The organism is Acidobacteriota bacterium, assembly GCA_039028635.1.
Lineage (GTDB): Bacteria > Acidobacteriota > Thermoanaerobaculia > Multivoradales > JBCCEF01 > JBCCEF01.
This window is the reverse complement of record JBCCHV010000045.1, coordinates 1-19,702: the sequence shown is the minus strand read 5'-3', so window position 1 is coordinate 19,702 and position 19,702 is coordinate 1. Positions and strand designations below refer to the sequence as shown.

Below are 19,702 nucleotides of genomic sequence, written 5' to 3'. Positions count from 1 at the left end.
GCGTCAGGCGCCGAAAAACTCCGCCAGCAAGCGCCCGACTTCATCGGGGCGGTCTTCTTGTAGGAAGTGGCCGCAGTCGGAGAGGGCCGTGATCTCGGTTTGCGGCAGGTCCTTCTGCACCCGCGCCATGGTTTCGGCGACGTCCGGCAAAATGCGATCGCGCTTGCCGTAGACCACTCTCACCGGGCACTCGAGGGCCTCGAGTCCCTGCTCGATGTCGACGAAGCCCTTCGGGCTGAGGGCCGAGCCGGCCTTGGCGAGCACCCGACGGGCGGCGCCGTCGCGGAAGGGCTCCTGGACTCGAGCGATGATCTCCGCCGTGAGACCTTTCTGCTGGGCGACACCCAGGCGCATGGTCTTCTCGAGAGCCCAAGGAGAGGTGCCGAGGGAGCGAAGTCCGGGAACCTTCATTGCCATGACAAACGCCTTGGCCGCCCACGACAGCTCGGGATAGAGCAACGTGTTGAGGAGTGCCAGCGACTGCAGCCGCTGCGGCTGGCGCACCGCCCAGTAGAGACCGATCGGGCCGCCGAGATCATGCACCGCCAACCCCAATCGGTCGATACCGAGCTCGGCGAGGAAATCGTTCATGATCTTTTCGAAGAAGCGGAAGCTGTAGCTCGCCTCGAGCGGCTTGTCCGACTTGCCGAACCCCGGTAGGTCGAGAGCGATCACCCGGCGGTGGCGCGCCATCGGCGGCATGACGTGACGCCAGAGGTAAGACGAGGTCGGCCAGCCGTGGAGCAGCAAAACCGGCTCCCCTTCTCCGGCCTCGACATAGTGCAGTCGAAGCCCCTCGATTTCGACGTCGTGACTCTTCATCTCGTCGGCAACAGGAGGACCACCTTCCGGAATCGCAGCCATGATGCCTTCATCCTATCGGAGGCACTCCTCGCCGCTCGGAGACGCCGCCAAAGGCAGAGAGTCCCTCAGTCGGCCGGGCAGGAGAATCCCTCCCGAATGCCGGCGAGGGTCTCCCAAATGGCGTGTGTCATGGGCTGGGGAGAAAGCTCGAAGAAAACCACCCGATGATCCGGTAGGCAGTCCCAGAGCGTGATTCGAGCAGCGATCCGTAGCGCCTTGCGGGTGACGAAGGGATCGAAGGCAGCGACCGACCCGTTCCACTGCCGCTTTCGACCTGCAACGGGCTCGAGCTCGGCCTCGATCTCCAACGGCCCGGGCTCGTACTCCAGGCGACCGGAGATGGTTTCCGCCAGGCCGCGGTAGTAGAGCACCAGGTCTTGCTCGAGGCGTCCCGCCTCGATGTCGGTCCCGATCGGCAGCCACCAGGCAAACACATAGCTCCAAAACTCGGGACTCTCCGGCTCGAACATGCCACCCGGCAGGCGCACCTCTTCCAGGCCTCGGTAGGCGAGCTCAGGTGCAAACGGCAAGGGGAAAGGGATCGTCTCGGAGCGCCAACCCTCGGGCTGGGGCATGGTGAAGGGAAGCTCTTCGACCGGCTCGGATTCGGCCGCCGCAGAACCACCCACAACGCAGATCAAGAGCAGAGCCAGCAGGACGACGGTCGATTTCTGTTTCATGCGATCGAGCTCCCTAGCGATTGGCGCCAACGCTCGTCTCTAGAATATCGTCCGAGTCTGCCCATGCGATCCTTGAATTACGACCTCGACGACCGACCTCCCCTCGCCGAAGCCTTGCCCCTGGGTCTCCAGCACTTGGTGGCGATGCTGTTGGGCAACATCACTCCCCCGCTGCTGATCGCGGGCGCTCTCGGCGTCTCCGCCGCCGACCGCGCTTTGCTGATCCAGCTCGTGCTCTTCATGGCCGGTTTGGCGACGCTGGTTCAGGCTTATCCCCTCGGCCCCGTGGGTGGACGCATCCCGATGGTGATGGGCACCTCGGTGGCTTTCGTCGGCGGTCTCGTCGCCGTCGGCCGAGCCCACGGCTTGCCGACGGTTTTCGGTGCTTGCCTGGCGGCCGCCGTCGTCGAGGTCATCCTGGGATTCTCGATCGAACGCCTGAAACGCTGGTTTCCACCTCTGGTCAATGGCATCGTGCTGATGCTGATCGGCCTCAATCTGATCCCCGTCGGCATGGACTTCATGGCCGGCGGCAAAGGCGCCACCGACTATGGCACCATCTCCAACCTCGCCATCGCCGCCCTGGTCGCCGGCGTCGTCGTGGTTCTGCATCAGTGGGGGCGAGGCTTCTGGAGCTACGGCAGCTTGCTGCTCGGCGTCGCGGCGGGCTACGGCGTCGCCCTGAGCCTCGGCAAGGTCGACTTCGCGCCCCTCGCAACCGCTTCTTGGGTGTCCATTCCCACCCCCCTCACCTTCGGCCTCGAGTTTCACTGGCCCTCGATCTTCCTGGTCGCCTGTCTCTATGTCATCAGCGCCATGGAAACCCTCGGGGATATCGCCGGCACCTTCGCGGCGGTCGGCCGCAAAGCCAGCCATCGCGAGCTGCGGGGTGGCCTGGTGGCCGATGGCGTGATGAGCGGCCTGGCCGCCCTCTGGTCCGCCTTTCCCAACACTTCGTACTCTCAGAACGTCGGTCTGGTGAGCTTCACCGGCGTCGCCAGCCGCCACGTCACCGCGGTGACCGGTGGTCTCCTCGTGGTGCTCGGAATCCTGCCCAAAGCCGGCGCCCTGTTCGCCACCATTCCCCCACCGGTGATCGGCGGCGGCGGGCTGATCATGTTCGGCATGATCTTCGCCAGCGGCGCCATAATCCTCCACCAGGGCGCTCCGTGGAACCAGCGCACCTTGGTCATTCTGGCTCTGTCCATCGGCCTCGGCCTCGGCGCCGAGCTCAGGCCCGATGCCCTGGCGGCCCTGCCACCAGCGGTCCACGGGTTCTTCACCTCGAGTTTGGTGACCGGCGGCCTGACGGCCTTGCTGCTGAATCGGCTGCTACCCGAAAGCCGCGAGTCTTGACTACCGCCGGCGATCGATCGAGAAGCCGACGATGACCGGCTCTGGATTCGGGCACGGGTGTCTCATCCTGTGGCTGCTCTTGACTGCTCTAGGATGCGAGACTCCCGAGCCACTTCCTGCCGCCGTCACCTGGACCGAACCGGTCACCGGCATCGAGCTGGTGCGCCTCGAAGGCGGACGGTTCCTGATGGGCACTCCCGAAGCGGAGCCCCTGCGGGAACCCCAGGAGATTCGTCACCCTGTCACCCTCAGCGGCGCGTTCTTCATCGCCCGCCACGAGGTCACCCAGGAGCAGTGGCAGCGCGTCATGGGCGGCAATCCGAGCTTCTTCCAGAACTGTGGCGGCGACTGCCCGGTGGAAACCGTCAGCGCCCTCGACATCGAGCGCTTCCTCGATCGCCTCGAGGTCGCCGGCGGTCACCGCCTGCGGCTACCGACCGAGGCCGAATGGGAGTTCGCCTGTCGGGCCGGCAGCGCGGCCGCCTTCACCTGGGGCGACACCCTGCAGCCGGACCAGGCTCAGTTCGACGGTTCCGATCCCTATCCGGGAGCCCGCCGCGGCCCGGTTCCCCGGACTCCCGTCGCGGTCGGCTCCTTCGCCCCCAACGGCTGGGGCCTCTACGACTTCCACGGCAACCTCTGGGAGTGGACTCAGGACGAGCACTGTCCCTACCCCAGGGGCGCAGTCACCGACCCGGTAGGTGACTGCGACAGCGAGCTCCTCGTCATCCGCGGCGGCGCCTGGAACTACGGCGCCGACAGCGCCCGCTGCGGCCTGCGCTACACCCACCGGCCCCAGGACGACGGCCCCGGCCTGGGTTTTCGCCTGGCGATGGACGCCGAGTAGACCTACGGCACCGTCCCCGACCAGGCGCTGGTGTTGCCGGACTCGAAACCGTCCGCGAACAGCGGCGCCCCGCTGACATCGATGGTCTGGAGGACGATGTCGGCGTTGCCGGTGGAGGTTCTCGGGTAGAGAGCGTACACGCGATCCCCATCGACTCCGAGCTGAACGAAGTCGCCCAGGAACTGCCCCAGCGGTGACCAAATCGAACGCGTACTTTCGATCGGCTGACTGGTGAGCTGAACCGTCTCCCAGCTCTGCCCTTTGTCCAGGCTCAGACCGTAGTGCATGTGGAAGCGACCGTTCTCGACATCGTCGTCCTGATCGAAAGAACCACCATCGAAGTAGAGCAGGTGGAAGCGGCCGAGGGCATCGATCTCCAGCCAGGGGTGAAACTGATCCCCGGGGAGTTGGGCCGGGATGATCCGCGGAGTCGACCAGGTGGCGCCCTGATTGCTCGAGCGAGCCAGGTAGAGATCGACATCGGCGTTGCCGTCGACCTGCGCCGTGGTGTCGAAGTAGAGCGCATAGAGGTCGTCATCGGTGGGATCGATCGCCAGGTAGACCAGGGGAGCGACGCGGAACTGGCCCGGGAACCGCGAGCCATCGGGCGCGTCCCAGACGTCGAGGCGGGTCGCCGCCGTCACCGGCGGCAGGAAGGTCGAGCCGCCATCGAAGCTGCGCTGCAAGCGCACCGCCGCATCGAAATTCCAATCGAGCACGTAGAGCCTGCCCTGGGAGTCGACTTCCGGATGCTGGCTGATACCGATCTCCAAGGAGGTGACCGGCGTCCAGGTCGAGCCGAGGTCGTCAGAGCTCTGAACGCCAAGGCTGAAGGCGGCATAGATCCGGGTCGCCGCCAGGTTGCCGGGAATCGGCCCCGAAGCCAGCCAACCGCGATCGACGAAGCCGCCGTCGTGAGTCGTGACCGGAGTCTCGAAGGAACTCGCTCCGGGAGCCTTGCGAGCCACGAACAAGGCCGGCGTGGTGGTGAACTGGACGCCACCGACGAAGAAGTAGCCGGAGCGCGGCTCGTAGAGGGTCATGGGATCGCCCTCGTGGTTGTCGACGCTGACGCCCGGTCGGCGAATCAGCGAATCGGACCAGGTCACTCCGCCGTCGTCGCTCACCCCCACTCCGAGACTCCAGAAGCCGCCGCTGCCGGGCTCGCGGGCATCGTTCCAGGCGGCGACGATCTGGTTTCCGCCAGGGGCGATGGCGAGGCTGGTCTCCACCGCATTGGCGCTGCCACCGTTGTCGACCCGGCGCGGCGCACTGACCTGCAGGGAGCCACTCGGCGGCAACAGCGACGCCCGCGCAGGCTTGCCGTCCAGCAGCCCGGCAAGGGCTGTTGGCACGACCTGGTCCCGCAGTCGGGCTTCTTCCACGGCCAACCGAGCGGCTTCAAGATCTCCCTGCATGTAGAGCGATACCGCCAATCGGCCGGCGGCCCGGGGATGCTGCGGATCGAGCGCCAGCACTCGCTGCCACAGCCCGGCGGCTTCTTCCCAGCGCTGCTGGGAACCGCGAATCCAGGCCATGCCAACGAGGGCTGGCGCATCATCCGGGTCGTGGTCGAGGGCGGTTGCGAAGGCTGCTTCGGCTTGATCGCGACGGCCGAGCAACCAGAGCACATGCCCCAACCGCTCCAGGGCCCGAGGATTTCTCGGCGCCGCGACCACCGCTCGGGCGGCGGCCTTCAGAGCCACGTCCTTGCGACCCTCCCGCAGGGCGACTTCAGTCTCTTGAAGCCGGTCGACCATCGAATCGAGAACACCCTCCGCAGCCTGCCGTCGCAACCGCCCGTCCTCGAACCGCAAATTTGCCAGCGCCTCGGTAAACAGTGCATCGCGCTTTCCAACCGGTCCGATACCCGGCCGATCGATCTCCTTCACGGTCTCCGTGGTCACCGCATCAGTCCCCCCGCAACCCACCAACAACAACGGGACGATCGCGAGACCTGGGCTCAACAAACGCCACCAGCTCTTCTTTCTCATCTCCACCTCCTGAGGGTCCATGAACACTTTGGATACTTCGCCAGGCGGACGAAGTTTCGACCCGCCCGGTCGGAGAATGTTCACGTTCTTCGTTAGCAGAGACAGCCTAGCCTTGGGAAAGGCTTCGTTGGGACGAGATCTGGACAGATTGCGGCCCAATTGCGACACCCTTGGCGATCGCGATCTTGCGGCGGGCCCGTCGAGGCCTAGGAGGACTCGAGTCGGCGTCGGGAAGCACCGCTTCCGAGCCAGTTGCGGTACCCGGTCACCAGGAGATTGCTCACGGCATAGGCCAGAAAGGTCAGGATCAAATACTTGAGCAAGGAGGGCCAAGCAAGCTCGAGAAGCAGGAGCGCCAGCCCGCCGAGCACCACGACGTGGACGATATAGACCCCGTAAGCGCTCTTCACCAAGGCCGTGGTCATCTTCCCTCCGGGCTTGGCGCCATATCGCCGGAAGGTCTCGATCACGGCATAGACCAGACAAAGCAGGGAGAGCTGGAAGAAAAGCCAGAGGATCACCCGGTCCGCCACCTCGCCGACCAGAACCTTTCCAGGATTGATCCAAGGGAAGAGCAAGAAGACGAGATAGCCCATGACCGGCAACCATGCCAGCGAGTTGACCACGTGGTACCAGGCCTTGCCTTTCGGAGGGTGATCGAACACACCACGGCGATAGAACAGGACGCCCAGCAGGAAGGCCATGAAGTAGATCAGGATGCGTTCGTTCTGGAAGTCGACCAGAACAGTCTTCGTCCAACCTCGGAGATCGAGAAGATCGAACACCAGCCCGTAGCCGAAGCCGATCACGAGAGCACCCGTCACGGCCGATCGCGGCAAGATCCTGGGAGTCTCGAGGCCCAGCCTCGAACCGAGCCAGTAGAGCAAGTCGAAGAGGAACAAAATCGGCAGGAACCACAACCAACTCTGGCTCAGAATTCCGTTACTGAAATGGAAGTAACTCCACCAAGGCTCCTGTGGCAGACCACGCGAAGCGAGAAACAGGATCTTGTAGAGGGGCATCAGTAACAACACCGCCAGAGCCCAGGGAACCAGCAAACGACGAACCCGGGAGAGCAAGAACCCTCGCCCACCCTTGTTTTCGAGGGAGCTGGGCGCGAAGTAGCCGGATACCAGGAAGAGGGTCGGCATGACGAAGATGTCGATCACCAGGTTGAGGAGACCCGCGAGGTCGTTGGTGGCGGGATCGTCGACAATCCAGAACACAGCTCCGACTCCGCTCGCCTCGTAAACGATCCCGACGTGGTAGAGCACCACCAACAGAATCAGGAAGGCCCTCAACTTGTCGAGGAAGAAAATCCGTGCACGCGGTGTCCCCATCTCTCCTCCGTTCCGTCGATCCCATCGCCAGCGGCGGGATCCCTGAACAAGCGGACTGCCCTCGAGAGCCGTCTATCCACTGTACTCGACAGCGTCCCTGGAGATTCCCAACGAGGTCTTTTGGAACTGGTTCGAAAGTCCTATGGAGAAACAGGAACGGCCCGACCCCTCGGGGCCGGGCCGCTCACCTCGACACCGCGAGGTCACCGCCGAGAGCTGGCGCGCTCTACCAACAGGCGCAGCCCTGACAGGAGGTCCCGCCGACACCTCCGGCCGTGACGTCAGAGCAGAAACCACAGGAGCCTCCGGAAGCGCACTCGGCACCGTTGTTGGCGCACTTGGTCCCACCGAGATTGCACATCGGGTCGCCGACCGGCGCTGCCACTGTGCCGCAGGCCTTGTCCTCCTTCTTGTCGTCTCCCTTCCCCATCACGAAGGCCGTCGTCGCCTCGATCAGCGGCGAGAGCTCGGCGGACACCACGCCCTCGACCTCGACCACGCGATAAGCGCAGAAGCCGCCGGCGGCGAGGGCGATGGCGCCGCCGCCGATCTCCGCCTTGGCGGATGCCCGAGCACCGAAGGGAGCGTCGTCGAACAAGAGAGTCATCTGGCCATCGAGGACCAGGCCGGTGTCGAGGGAGACCTCGATCCAGGTGGGATTCTCCGGGTTCTCGCGGAAACGGAATTCCCCGAGCTCCGGCGAGCTGGCGTCACCGCGATCCTCGGAGACGGTGAACCGCACCACCTTGGGATCCGCGGTGCGGGTCAGCACGCCCTTGGTGTAGCCATGACCGGAGAGCACCGACGCCCCGTCGCCGAGGGTGGCGAAGCTTCCGCCGGGCGTCACCTGGGCTTGAATCGTCGCCGGCACCCGAATCACCGCCCGACCGAAGACGGCCCGCAGCGCGGCGATGTCGCGATCATCGATGCGGCCGTTGCGATCGAAGTCGCCACTGTAGCCATCGCCCTCGAGGCCGCGGTTGGCCGACACGAAGTCGAGATCGTACTGCCCAACGAAGCCATCGCCATTGATGTCCGGGCTCTCGCCATCGCGATCCACCGCCACCGCGGCATAGGAGGGGAACAAGCCGTCCTTCTTGCGCGCATCGACCAACCAGTTCAGACGCGTCGCAACCCCCTTGGCCACCTCCACCGTTTCCTCGTGACTGCGGCCATGGGCGTCCGTGGCGCGCACCTGGTAACGGCCTGCCGGCAGGCCATCGAAGCGATAACGACCGGTGGCGTCCGCCCGCGCCACCTTGATCACCCGCTCCGGCCCGAGCATCTCCACCCGCAGGCTGGTCATCGGCGTCATCGCCGAGCGCCCTTCGTCGTTCACCACTTCACCGAAGGCATTGCCATAGACGATGCCGCTGTCCGCCGGCGCCACCAGCGGCGCCTCCACCTGCTGCCAAAGATCGGCGGCCCCATCCACCGACCAAAGCGCCGTCGTCGTCCATCCGAGGGCCACCACCGCCACAAGCAATAGAAGCTTCTTCATCTGCTGGATCCTCCAGGAGCCTCGAGGAAGAGACAGTCTTCCCCTTCCTTGAGAAGCGGGAAACGGTGCGCTATCGAACACTCGCCACTTTCAAGTCTCGAGCGACGACCGGCGCATCGGCGCAAAACCCTCGGTTGGTTAGAACCGATCCTCCGCATTCGATGTAGATTGTTCGAAGTGGAAATTATTCGAAATCTCATCTTCACCGAGCATGTCCGTCAGCTGGTCCGGGGTGACGTCTCGGCGCAAGAGCTGAGTCCCTCCTGGGAGAAGCTGCGGAGCGCTCTCGTCTCGGAGCTGAGAGCCCGCTCTCTGTTCTCGGTATCGCCGACGTGTGTGGGAATCCTCGGATCCCCACGCTGGACTCGGAACGCCATCGATGAGCTGACCGCCGACTGCTACATCTTCGTGTTTCTGAAACGCCTCAGCAGCCTCAATGCCCAGCTCGGACGCGAAAAGGCCAACATCGAAGGGCTCATCTTTCGAAACGTCCGATACTTCCTCCACGAGTTGCAGCGCAAGCACGATCCCCTGGGGTTCCGCTCCTATCTGGCCTTGAGATCTGCCATCTGTCGTGCCGTCGAGGAAGGCACGCTCGTCGTCGTGCAGGGAGACCCCGAAGTGCGGACAAACACCGCCGTCGCGCCGCCCATCGACTCAGGCCCGCTCACCAGAGCCACCAAACGATCTCCCAGCGAGCTTCGGGCCACCATCTGGGGTTGGGCCGACGAAACCATGCCGGACCTGGTGACCGCTCGTGGACGCGCCCTCGATCCCGTGATCGAAATCCTGAGAGCGAGGATCTTGGAGCTTTCTCGGGACGGAGTCGCCGAGCTTCGGTTCGGTGAAGTCTCGCGACACTTCCAAGCCCGAGTCCGCCACCTATGGAGCGCCAGCTGGCCGCGCGAGACCCCCGTCGCAGAGGTCGACCATTCCCTGGGAAGCCTCGCCGAAGCACTCCGTCCGGGGTTCGCCCTCGAGGAGCGCGAGGCCTTTCACCAACTCGTCGCCTGCGTCAGCGAAGCCGTCGAAGCCGATCCGACGACTCCACGCACCCAAGCCTACCTGCACCGCTTGTGGACCTTCCTCTGGAGTCACTGTCTCGAGGACCGCGGCAACCCTCCGTCTCGTCGCCAGCTCTCGGAGACCTTGAAGATTCCTCGTGCCCGAATCCGAGACCTCTACTCTTCGCTGCAGCGGAAGGTGAGACACTGTTTGTCACTTTCTCGCCCGTCGAACGGTGACCTGGAATGACTGAAAGATCCTCGACGCAGTCGTCAATCTTCGAACGCTTGGTGCGCCAAGGCGGCGAGGCCCGAGCTCGCCTCAGCGCCCCCATGGCGCCGCCGGCCGCGGGCCCGAGAGTGGGTGACCTTTGGATATTGCCCTCGGGAACGAAGCTCGACGATCAGACCGATACCCCCATCGAATGGGCGGTCCTCGAGGTCGAGCCGCAGGGAGCACTCCTTCTGATTCCGGTCGACACCTGCCCGATGCAGGGCAGGGCGGACGTTCTGGCAGATGACGCCCGAGTTCTGCGCTGTGGTCAGGGCTGCTGGATCGATCCGGCGGCCTTCGCGTCGGGATTTCGTTCCGGGAGTCTCACCAGGGAACAGGTCCAAGCCGCTCGTCAGCGCCGTCGCGATCTGCGAGATGGCTCGGCAGCAGCGCCCCTCGTCGTCCTCGAGACCGAGAAGGATCCAGAGTACCGACAGCTTCTGGGCCGGATCGAAGCAATCCGTCTCGAGCTGGAAGACGCCTTCCGGGAACCGACGGCGGACAGTGCCTTCGCGTCGAAGACCGCGAAGGCAACAGATTCATCTCGGGAGGCTCGACGCTGGTTCCCGGCGGTGGCGGCGGCCAGCCTCCTCGCCGCGGCCTCCATAATCGTGATCCACCAGAAGAGTGTCATCGACGACCTGGAGAGGACGACCGCGGCGCCAATCCCCAATCCGCCCGTCGTCTGGCTGGAGCCCGGCAACGACCGGGGATCTCGAGAGGTTGGAGCCGTTGCCGAAGGGACTCCCTACATCGTCCTCCTCCTGATTCCCGAGGTCACCGGCCATGTTCAGCAGTCCTACTCACTGAAGATCTTCGCTCACGGGGACGATCGTCCCCTCTGGAATGGCGAGATGGCCGGGGGAGCTCTGCCGGAGCTCTTCGTCCTCCTCCCGACCCGCCACTTTCCAGCCGGCGACTATCACCTGCAGCTCACGGCCCGGGAGGGCGACCTCGAACGATCGGCAGGCACTTACGAGCTTCGCATTCTGCAGAGCCCATAGAGCAGGCCGCCAACCCTGGCGTTGCCGACGCCAGACCAACGTCCTTGCTCGTCCCAAGAAGATTCGAAGGGATCCTCGGAGAGAACCCAACATCCGCTCGGCCTTCGATCGTGCCAATTTCAGATTCGCGCCGTTAAGCCCCCTTGAAGACCGCTCGACAGCACCCACCGCTCACTGAAGAGCGCGTGGCATTTCAAGGAGGATTGCTATGAGAAATCTGACAATCATCGCCTGGCTCATCGGACTCGTCTTGTTGTCAACGGCGGCCGGGGCGGCGGGCGATCGCAGCTCGAGGGTCGACCTGGCAAACGGATCGCACTCTGGTCCTGAGACCATGACAGACCATCAGGTCTACTTTCCCTTCTTTCCCCCGACGGCCTGCTTCACGGTCTCACCGAGGTTCGGCCCGGCACCCCTGGTGGTGAGAGTCGACGCCTCCTGCAGCTCGGATTTCAACGGTTTCATCTCCAGCTATCGCTGGACCATGGGAGACGGCACCATTCGAACGGGAAGACGCCTGAGCCAGGTCTACACTCGCTGGGGCTACTACACGATCACCCTCACGGTGACGGACAACTCAGGTCTGTCGCGGAGCACGAGCTTCCCCATTCACGTTCACGGTAGCGGCGGCGGGCACTCGGGGAGCGGAGGCAACAGCGACGGTGGTCAAGGCTCGGAAGGTCCCGAACCCTAGACGATCATGACTTGATCCTCGACTCCCGATCTGGGGCTCGCTCCTGCGAGCGAGCCCCATTCCATCCTGCCAATCGAGGGAACCACCAAGCCGATCACCGCGCCCCGTAGATCTGAAACGCGGACCAGTAGTAAGGCGCTGCCACCTCATGCCCTCGCCGAACGCCTGGGGAATCGCTCGGCGAGGCGCCACCGATCAACGCAAGCTGGGCCGCCCTCAAGGCTTCGTCCTTGGACCGCCCCTCGCGAAGCCCACGGTAGAAGTGCACCATCAGCTCAGCGGTAGCCCGATCGTCGATGTTCCAAAGTGAAGCGAGAACCGCGCGAGCCCCGGCGTAATGGAAGGCTCGAGCCAGCCCCACCAATCCCTCGCCGCCTCGTTCCTGGCCCAAGGCCGTGGCGCAGGCCGACAGGACCACCAGGTCGACATCGAGGCGCAGCCGATCGAAGATCTCCCAAGCCTGGAGCAAACCGTTCTGCGACGCCTCTTCGAGGTCTTCCGGAATGGTCAGAGCCAAGGCGGAGTTGAGCGGAAAGTGGTCGTCGACCTGACCGTGGACCGCGAAGTGGACCAGATCGAGTCCTGCCGGGAGGTCCAAAACCGCCTCCTCCGTCGCCTCGTCTCCGAGGTAGAGACGCACCGAGGCTGCCGGGAAGAGCCCTGCGATGGCCTCGACCTCGAACCGGCTGAAGGGCAGCTCCGTCCAGCGGAAGGCCTCACTCCCGCGGGCTCGCGATTCCGCGACCGTTTCCGATCTCCGAGCGGCCCAGGACGGATAACGAGGATCACCGAAGGCGGCGAGCCGGACACGGGATGCGGCGGCGCCGGTCGGCCTCGGCCGCTCTGTGAGCTGAGCATAGAGAGTCGCCGAGAGAACAGACTGGAGCGGGCGCCAAGCGATCAGATAGTCGCCCGCGGGCCGCACCAAGGCGGCGAAGGGTAGCCGGTGAAGTGCTCCATCGGGCACGATCAAAAGTCGCTCGCCGCCTTCGATGGAGTCGGCAACGGGAGCAATCAACAGGTCGTAGAGATCGCGCCCCGCCGTCGTCAGAGAACGAAACAGCGGCGAGCCGGGGTGACGCCTTTGGCGAATCAGTGTGCGAAACTCTTCGACCTTCTCTTCCAGCACCGCAGAGCCCACCGGCAGCGTCGCCGTCTCGACCAGCCCTTTCTCGGCCGTGACCACGAAGAGGTCGGTCCGACTGCTCGCAACGTGGAATGCAACCAATACCGTTCCCGGATCCAAGCGCCGCCTCACCGCTTCGACCTCGAGCGGCTGTGGGTATCGCAGGGCCGCATAGCGAGGAGCAGTCCTTCGCAGGCTCGCCACCAGACTGCTTTGCTCTTCGCGTAGTAGGGCCAAAGCGGCAAGGCGCTCCCGGAGCTCCTCGGGCTTCCCCGAGACCATCGCAGCATCGACCGCGCGACGGTAGCGCTGCTCGAGATCGAGCTGGGCCTGACGCAACGCCTCCGGAAGCTCCAACGCAAAATCGAGATCGCGTTCGGCCAGCATGTCGAGGAGGCTGCGCGCCCGCGAACGCTCCAGAAGCTGAAAGGCTTGCTCGTGATCACCCACCGTGAGCTGCGCGGCGAGCGCATCATCGTAGAGCTGGCGGGCCCGGGCTCGCAATCCACCCTGGGCCATTCGCGAGCCGCCCATGCGGAGGAACTGATTCTCGAGCACCAAAACGGCACGGGAGAGCTCCTCGGCAGCGGCCTCCGAATCGCCCTTCTGGGCCAAAGCCAGGCCCAATCGGTGGCGCGCAATCTCCTCGATGAGCCCTCCACCACGTTCGTAGATGCCGAAGCTGCGGCGCAGCACCGCCTCGGCCTCCGGCAGTCGGTCTTGGAGGCGCAATAGATCACCCAGGCGTACCAGGCAGGTGGCCAGCAGGAGGTGATGGGGAGCGTGATTCTCGAGAAAAGCCACGGCTTCTCGCAAATGACCCTCCGACGCGGCGAGATCACCCCGTGCCTGGGCGAGCTCGCCAAGCTGTCGCAATGCCCAGGGAATGGACAATCCTCGAGGAGTCACTTCGCGATAGAAGGTCAGGGTCCTTCGGGTGTGCTCCTCCGCCTCCTCGAGCCTGCCGAGGTCGGCCAAGGCGGCTGCCAGATTGCCGCGAACGTGAGCGCCAAAAAATCCATTCCCAAGGCCCTCCAAGACGACGAGAGCCCGACGATAAAGCCCTTCGGCGAGTTGCTCACGACCGCTGTCGCCGAGGATGTCGCCCAGAGTCGTCAAGGTCATGGCGAGCTGCCAGCTGCCGGGAGTCTCCGTCTCTGCAGCGTCCAGAGCTCGGCGGGCGAAGTCTTCCGCCGTCGCCAGATCGCCTTTCATGCGAGCCAGCTCGGCCATCGCCCGCTGGCGATAGGCCACCACCGCGTCGCGCTCCTCGGGCGCTAGCCTCTCCGCGATCTCCAAAGACCTTCGGACAAAGGCCTCCGATGAGCCAAGTCGGTTGCGATGCCGTTCGACGGCACCGAGGAGGAGCAGTGTCGTGCCCAGCTCATTGCTCTGCGGGGCCAGCTCGATGAGCAACTCTCGGGCACGAATCAGGGAGGACTCGGCGACATCGATCGCCCCCATGAAGGTGGCGACGTGGGCCGCGGCGTTGAGGCACCGGGCCAATGCGAAGCTCTGCGGCGCCACCTCCTCGGTCAGCGCCAGAGCGCGGAGCGTGTGCTCGTGCAGCTGCGCCATCTCACCCCGCGCCAGAGCGACCTTGCCGAGGTGCGAATGAGCCAATGCTCGGACCAGCGGCATCGACACCTCACCGAAGCTCGGCTCGAGAACCGCTCGGTAGTGTTTCGAAGCTTCATCGAGCTCGAGCGCCCGTTCCGCCAAGCGCCCGCGAGCCAGATGCAAGAGAACCTTGCCGAAGGTCTCGCCGGCGATCTCCTCGCCCCGAATCAGGGCGTTTTCGGCCTGCTCGAGAGCTCCTGCCTCCTGCAGAAGCTCGCCCAAGCGCAACCACCACCACAGCTCGATCTCCCAGGCGACTTCCTCCGGCAAGGATGCGACCACCGCCTCGGCCATAGAGAAGGCACTACCGGCCTCTCCTCTCTCGACCTCGCGGACCAGCTGCCGATAGGACTCGAGGCTCGATAGGTTCAGATCCGGCCGAATCACCGCGGTCCAGTTTCCAGGCGGCACCGCGAAGGACACCGGTCGCGAACCGCGCCTTCCGAAAATCTTCACCGGACCGCGCGGCCCCTGCTCGAGACGGAGGGCTTCGAAAGCACAGGGATGGGCCAACGCCTCGCGAGCATCTCGGCCATCCACCGCCGACCAGGTCTCCAGCACGTCCCCGGCCTCGACCCCCGCCTGCGCCAGCGCCGAGTCTGGCCCGAGAGTCTCGACCACCACGCCACCCCATACCGCGGGTGCCCAGGCCAAGTACAGCCAAAGCCAAAGTAAGGTCCGCAGAAATGCGTTGTCGGTCAGCAGTCGCCCAACCATCTCTGAGGCGGCCGCGAGCTGAGCGCGAGGCATCGGCAACGGAGTCCTGTTTGCAGTCCAGGGCGACAACCTCGGGACCCACCACAGATCGAAGATCTCTCAATATGAAACATATTAATATATTTGATATTACAGAATATAAATTTTCTGGTCAATCTCCGAACCACTGCGGCCCGCCCCCTCAGTCCGTGCACTGATCAAAGAAAGGTCCCTGTTCGGCGGCCACCGGCGGCCATGGCCCCTGATAACCTCAGGCCCTGGGAATCAACTCCGTCGCCATCGGTCGGGATGGTGAAACCCCTGCGCTTCGCGCTCCATCGTTCGGAGACCGACCATGCGATTTTCGAGACCGCCTCTTTTCTGCTGGCTCCCAACCCTCTGTTGGCTGACGGTCCTGCCGCTTTCGGCCGAGCTGCCGATCAGCGTCGTTTTGCGCGAGGGCAGCATCATCGATGGCGATGCGGTGGTCTTTCGCCTGGAAGATCCCAAGGTCAATCAGGCGGGTGAAGTCGGCTTCTTCGGGATCGCCCAGCGTGGTTCTCTGTCCGATCGTTTCGTCTGGATCGACGACGGTCCCGTCTGGTTCAACTCCCTCGGCCCCGGCGGCTTCACTTCCGGGGAAGGAGCTTTCGGGATCGGCGATGGGGGGCAATTCGTCTATCCTCCGACCATCGACGGCCAGGCGGCGCTGTGGACCGACCGCGGCCTCCTCGCCGAGGCCGGTGCCGCCGCACCGGGTCTCCCCGATGCCACGCTGGTCGGCTTCAGCTTTCTCGAGATGACGGCGAATGACCGCATTTTCTGGGCGGCCTGGGTCGACCCGGAAGGTCCTGCGTCGCGCGACCGTGCCCTCTATCGATCCACCGGACCGGGGGCACCGGTGGACCTCCTCGTCAACGGCGCCGAACCGATCGACGGCACCACCATCATCCGCTTCATCGACCTCGACGCTTCGAACGGCGGCGACCACTACGCCGCGATCGCCCTCACCGACAGCGGCTCCGTCGACACCGACCTGATCTTGATTCTCGACGGTGCCTTCGCGGGCCGCGAAGGCGAGCTGGTCACCACCACCGGGGAGAGCTGGGAGCGCTTTCAGCTCGTCGCCGTCAACGACCGCGGAAACCTGGCCGTCTCCGGCGAGCTCGCCGGTCCCGAGGACCGCGACGACGTCATCAGCCTCGACAACCACATCGTGCTGCGCGAGGGCGACGCCATCGCCGACCGCGTCTTGACGGCACCGGCCCTGATCAAGGGCCTCGCCCTCGACAATCGCGGCCGGATGCTCCACGCCTGGCGGTCCAACGGCGTCGAAACCCTGTATCTGGCCCAAGACGCCGGAGATCCCGCCAACACCTCCACCGCCCTGCTCAGCGTCGGCGACCGCATCGACACCGACGGCGATGGTGCGGTCGATGGCGCCGTCACCGAGTTCAACTTCAACTGGACGACCTTTCGACGCCTCGACCTCGCGGAGGGCGACAACGTCTGCGTCGAGGTTGATCTCGAAGGCGGCAACGACGACGAGGCGGTCCTCTGCATCGACGTCTCGAGTCTCGGCTCGAGCGCGGCAGTGCTGGAGATTCCGACCCTCTCGGGAGCGGGTCTGGCCGCCCTGCTAGGGCTCGTCACCCTTGCCGGGATCGGCTTGCTGAGACGCCGCGCCTCCTGAGGAGCCTCGACCGCCAGCATCAGCCTGGTCGAGTGGAGGATCGCCGAAGGCCAGGCCGTCCATCTCAAGGTCTCGGCGCTGCGGATGGTGGTCGTAGTAGTTCAACAGGCACACCACCTTGGGGGTGAGCTCGACGGGCTCGGCCCGGTGCTCGCAGCGGACTCCGTCCATCAGCAGTAAGGAACCGGCAACCGGCCGCACCCGGTGAACCTGGCCGTCGAGCCCGCGAATCACCGTTTCTCCGCCCTGAGCGTTGGTGGTCAGGTAAAGCAGCGCCGTCAAGCTGTTGGTGTCGACGTGCCAACCCTGGGAGCAGGACTCCGGTTGATAGATCTTGACGGTGTAGGCACTGCGCGCGAAGGGCGATTCCAACCAGGTGGACCCGGTGGCGGACGCCAATATGGGCAGCAAGGCTTGGTAGAAGGCCTCGAGCTCGGGAATCACCTGGTCCGTGGCGAAGCGATCGAAGACGTAGCTGCGCGCACTCCCCCGCCCGCGACAGAGGGCCCGCTGCGACTCCTCGAGCTCGACCCGCACCGGAGCGAGCTCGCCAGACAGGACCGCTCGAGCCCAGGATCCAGCGCGTGGCGCAACGTCCTGGACGACAAGAAAACCTCGCTCCCGAAAGGAGGCCGGATCCATTCCCTCTGGAGCAAGGTCCATTCTCGAGAACTCCCCGCTAGAAGCTGATTCCGAAATCCCCTTCACTGCGTTCGAGCAACGTCGCCCTTTGGGCGAGCTCATCGAAGTGCTCGACGAATGGCCGCACGATGATCGAGTCGCTGCCCTTGACGCAGATCAAGGTTCTGATCTCGGAACCATCCTGATCCACGTGAGGAATTCCCAAGAAGAGGCACTTTTCATCAGCGATGAGATAGGAGGCATGGATCTTCAGGGCGGTGCGATAGAAAAAGACAGACTTGGGGCCGGGATCCTCGATGCCGTTGAAGTGAACATAGTGGTCATAGCCGCGATCACCGATCGTGGTGGCCGAAACCTCCGCCTTCTCGTCGACCATCTGAAAGACCCGACGATACTCGAAGTCCGGGATCGCCTGGATCTTGCGTTCGATCGCGCCGTAATAGTCTTCGAGATGCTCACCGGGATGATCGGGACCTCCCACGTGGTGGGTCACGCAAAGGAGACTCTTCTCCGTCGTCTCGATGATCTCTCGAACCGAGGCGTAGATCTTCTCTTTGTCTCGTCTCGAACGGGCTGGAATGATGTCGATCCGATGACCCGAGGCCTGGCGCTCCATCAGGTCTGCGAGCAGCTTGTCGACTTCGGAACCCGACCCCTCCTCGAGAGCGGCCGGCGACTTCTTGAAGCGCCGTGCCGTCAGCTCGTTGCAGGTCTGATCCATCGCCTCGGAGAGGGGTTGCGCGAGGGACTCCCCGAGGGCGCTCCGCGAATACTGGATCGTTCTCATCGCCTGGAGATCGAAAGGCAGATCAGAAACACTCTGGGCGATCGAGACCACCGGTTTGCCGAGAGCCATGGCATAGCCGACTTCCCACATCACATTGGGGTTGTTGCCGGTCAGATCGGCGATGCAGACGTCCGCCTGGTTCAGCTCACGGACCAGGTCATCGGTGATCTTGCCCGGCCCCATGATCTCGTCCAGGCGTCCACAGGTCAGCCCTTGGTGCTCCCCAGACAGCTCCTTGATCGCCGCCTGAATGCTGAAGTAGACGTCGTTGAAATCCTGAGCGAACGGCATGATCACGAAACACTTCAAGACTCGGCCCCCTCATCGCGGCTCGCCGAGGGTTCACAGGCCCCCCAGGCGCTCTCCGCCGGAAATTTTCGACAACCTCAACCAGAGATCTCGGCAATTTCGGAAAGCCTACGAGGGAGGCGCGATGCCGTCAAGGTAACCCAGATCCCTCAGGCGAGGTCGTCTTGCCCCGCGATCAGGAAGTGGTGACTGTTCGAGCCGGCGGTTCGAGCCTCGAGATGGGGCTGATAGGCCGGGTCGTTCATGAAGGCCATCGCCGCTTCCTTCGACGGCCACTCGATGACAATGCGCAGCGCGGCGTCGTCGCCCTCACCCTCGAGGCGCTCGTGGCTGGCGGTGCGGGCGAGGTACTTGCCACCGTGCTGGGCAACCAGTCGGTTCGCGGGCTCGATGTAGTCCGGGATCCAGTCTTCGGTGGTCGGGGTGACGGCGAGGACGGAGTAATAGGCCATGGTCTTCTCCTCAGAAGTCGGTCAAGTTGCTTCGGCGAGGAGCGTAGGTCGACACACCATCCTTGACAAGTACCTACATTTTTGTAAGTAATGGACGTCCTTGAACGTAAGGAGAAGATCCCATGGCCCGAAAGTACTGTTGGAAAACGGGATGCGATGTCGAAGCGGCGCTCAGCGTGATCGGCGGCCGCTGGAAGCCGGTCCTCGTCTGCCACCTACTCGCGGGCCGCAAACGCTTCGGCGAGCTGCGCCGCCTCACCCCCAACGCCACCGAGCGCATGATCACTCTGCAGCTGCGCGAGCTCGAGGCGGACGGCGTGCTCACCCGCCACGTCTACGCGGAAGTCCCACCGCGGGTCGAGTACGAGCTCACCGACTTCGGACGATCCCTCGAGACCATTCTGGTTCCCATGCAGGCCTGGGGCCGAGCCTTCAAAGTTCGGCAACAGGCGGCAGAAAACAGCGAAGCGCTTGGAGAAGTTGACGACTATCCTACAGGCGCTCGGCGAGCAAACTCCGATCCGGCCTGATCCAACGATTTCCGGAAGGCGGCCACCCCGGAGCTCCCAGGCCTGGGTTTAAACCGGTCCTGCTCTAGAGGCGATCCCCGCCCTCACTCGGCCGGCAACACCCTCTCCAGGGTGGATTGCCAGGCCCTGTCCCAAAACTAAACCAGCCGGGCCAGCAAGCCCTTTTCACGTCGCGATCTGCATTTACTAGTACCTTCCAAATCAAACATTTGCAAGCCAAGATGGAAAATTATCAGTCGCACCACCGGGAATCGAACCAGGTTTGAGTTCTTTTTTAGGAATTGGACTT

The 19,702-nt window shown here is 64.2% G+C and carries 16 protein-coding genes; 7 read left to right on the top strand and 9 right to left on the bottom strand.

Features of this window, described 5'->3' with window-relative positions:
- Positions 1 to 3: 3 nt before the first annotated feature.
- On the bottom strand, positions 4 to 864 hold the full coding sequence (locus AAF604_17275; protein ID MEM7051425.1) for an alpha/beta fold hydrolase: 861 nt from the start codon (positions 862 to 864) through the stop codon (positions 4 to 6).
- Between the two features lie 65 nt (positions 865 to 929).
- Positions 930 to 1,544, bottom strand: coding sequence for a hypothetical protein (locus AAF604_17270; protein ID MEM7051424.1), 615 nt, complete (start codon positions 1,542 to 1,544; stop codon positions 930 to 932).
- Between the two features lie 63 nt (positions 1,545 to 1,607).
- Here AAF604_17270 and AAF604_17265 point away from each other — a divergent pair, with 63 nt between their 5' ends.
- On the top strand, positions 1,608 to 2,900 hold the full coding sequence (locus tag AAF604_17265) for a nucleobase:cation symporter-2 family protein (GenBank protein MEM7051423.1): 1,293 nt from the start codon (positions 1,608 to 1,610) through the stop codon (positions 2,898 to 2,900).
- A 31-nt stretch (positions 2,901 to 2,931) separates the two neighbouring features.
- Positions 2,932 to 3,747: a formylglycine-generating enzyme family protein gene (locus AAF604_17260; protein MEM7051422.1), complete on the top strand. Its 816-nt coding sequence runs from the start codon at positions 2,932 to 2,934 to the stop codon at positions 3,745 to 3,747.
- Between the two features lie 2 nt (positions 3,748 to 3,749).
- On the opposite strand, the gene AAF604_17255 is transcribed toward AAF604_17260, so the two are convergent.
- From AAF604_17255 to AAF604_17245, 3 genes are all read right to left on the bottom strand, one after another.
- A complete protein-coding gene (locus AAF604_17255) occupies positions 3,750 to 5,741 on the bottom strand; it encodes a tetratricopeptide repeat protein (protein MEM7051421.1) in 1,992 nt (663 codons plus the stop codon).
- A gap of 206 nt (positions 5,742 to 5,947) precedes the next feature.
- Entirely contained in the window at positions 5,948 to 7,081 is a 1,134-nt protein-coding gene (locus AAF604_17250) for an acyltransferase family protein (GenBank protein ID MEM7051420.1), read from the bottom strand.
- A gap of 226 nt (positions 7,082 to 7,307) precedes the next feature.
- Positions 7,308 to 8,582, bottom strand: coding sequence for a carboxypeptidase regulatory-like domain-containing protein (locus AAF604_17245; GenBank protein ID MEM7051419.1), 1,275 nt, complete (start codon positions 8,580 to 8,582; stop codon positions 7,308 to 7,310).
- 177 nt (positions 8,583 to 8,759) lie between these two features.
- Here AAF604_17245 and AAF604_17240 point away from each other — a divergent pair, with 177 nt between their 5' ends.
- The 3 genes from AAF604_17240 to AAF604_17230 all read left to right on the top strand — a co-directional run bounded on the left by AAF604_17240 (position 8,760) and on the right by AAF604_17230 (position 11,558).
- Positions 8,760 to 9,836 (top strand): hypothetical protein, encoded by a 1,077-nt coding sequence (locus AAF604_17240; protein ID MEM7051418.1) that lies wholly within the window; start codon positions 8,760 to 8,762, stop codon positions 9,834 to 9,836.
- Positions 9,833 to 10,864: a hypothetical protein gene (locus AAF604_17235; protein MEM7051417.1), complete on the top strand. Its 1,032-nt coding sequence runs from the start codon at positions 9,833 to 9,835 to the stop codon at positions 10,862 to 10,864. Before AAF604_17240 ends, AAF604_17235 begins: the two co-directional genes overlap by 4 nt.
- 208 nt (positions 10,865 to 11,072) lie before the next feature.
- Entirely contained in the window at positions 11,073 to 11,558 is a 486-nt protein-coding gene (locus AAF604_17230; GenBank protein ID MEM7051416.1) for a PKD domain-containing protein, read from the top strand.
- Positions 11,559 to 11,652: 94 nt separating this feature from the next.
- On the opposite strand, the gene AAF604_17225 is transcribed toward AAF604_17230, so the two are convergent.
- Positions 11,653 to 14,958: a CHAT domain-containing protein gene (locus AAF604_17225; GenBank protein MEM7051415.1), complete on the bottom strand. Its 3,306-nt coding sequence runs from the start codon at positions 14,956 to 14,958 to the stop codon at positions 11,653 to 11,655.
- Between the two features lie 397 nt (positions 14,959 to 15,355).
- On the opposite strand from AAF604_17225, the gene AAF604_17220 reads away from it, so the two are divergent.
- The gene (locus tag AAF604_17220; protein MEM7051414.1) at positions 15,356 to 16,693 is read left to right on the top strand and encodes a hypothetical protein; all 1,338 of its coding nucleotides are present in this window, start codon (positions 15,356 to 15,358) and stop codon (positions 16,691 to 16,693) included.
- On the opposite strand, the gene AAF604_17215 is transcribed toward AAF604_17220, so the two are convergent.
- The 3 genes from AAF604_17215 to AAF604_17205 all read right to left on the bottom strand — a co-directional run bounded on the left by AAF604_17215 (position 16,640) and on the right by AAF604_17205 (position 18,883).
- Complete coding sequence (locus tag AAF604_17215; protein ID MEM7051413.1) at positions 16,640 to 17,356, bottom strand: hypothetical protein; 717 nt, start codon at positions 17,354 to 17,356, stop codon at positions 16,640 to 16,642. The two genes, AAF604_17220 and AAF604_17215, sit on opposite strands and share 54 nt — an antisense overlap.
- Before the next feature lie 16 nt (positions 17,357 to 17,372).
- Complete coding sequence (locus AAF604_17210) at positions 17,373 to 18,431, bottom strand: nucleoside 2-deoxyribosyltransferase (protein MEM7051412.1); 1,059 nt, start codon at positions 18,429 to 18,431, stop codon at positions 17,373 to 17,375.
- A gap of 149 nt (positions 18,432 to 18,580) precedes the next feature.
- On the bottom strand, positions 18,581 to 18,883 hold the full coding sequence (locus tag AAF604_17205; protein ID MEM7051411.1) for a DUF1330 domain-containing protein: 303 nt from the start codon (positions 18,881 to 18,883) through the stop codon (positions 18,581 to 18,583).
- Between the two features lie 122 nt (positions 18,884 to 19,005).
- On the opposite strand from AAF604_17205, the gene AAF604_17200 reads away from it, so the two are divergent.
- Positions 19,006 to 19,413, top strand: a complete 408-nt coding sequence (locus tag AAF604_17200; GenBank protein ID MEM7051410.1) for a helix-turn-helix domain-containing protein — start codon at positions 19,006 to 19,008, stop codon at positions 19,411 to 19,413.
- Positions 19,414 to 19,702 lie beyond the last annotated feature (289 nt).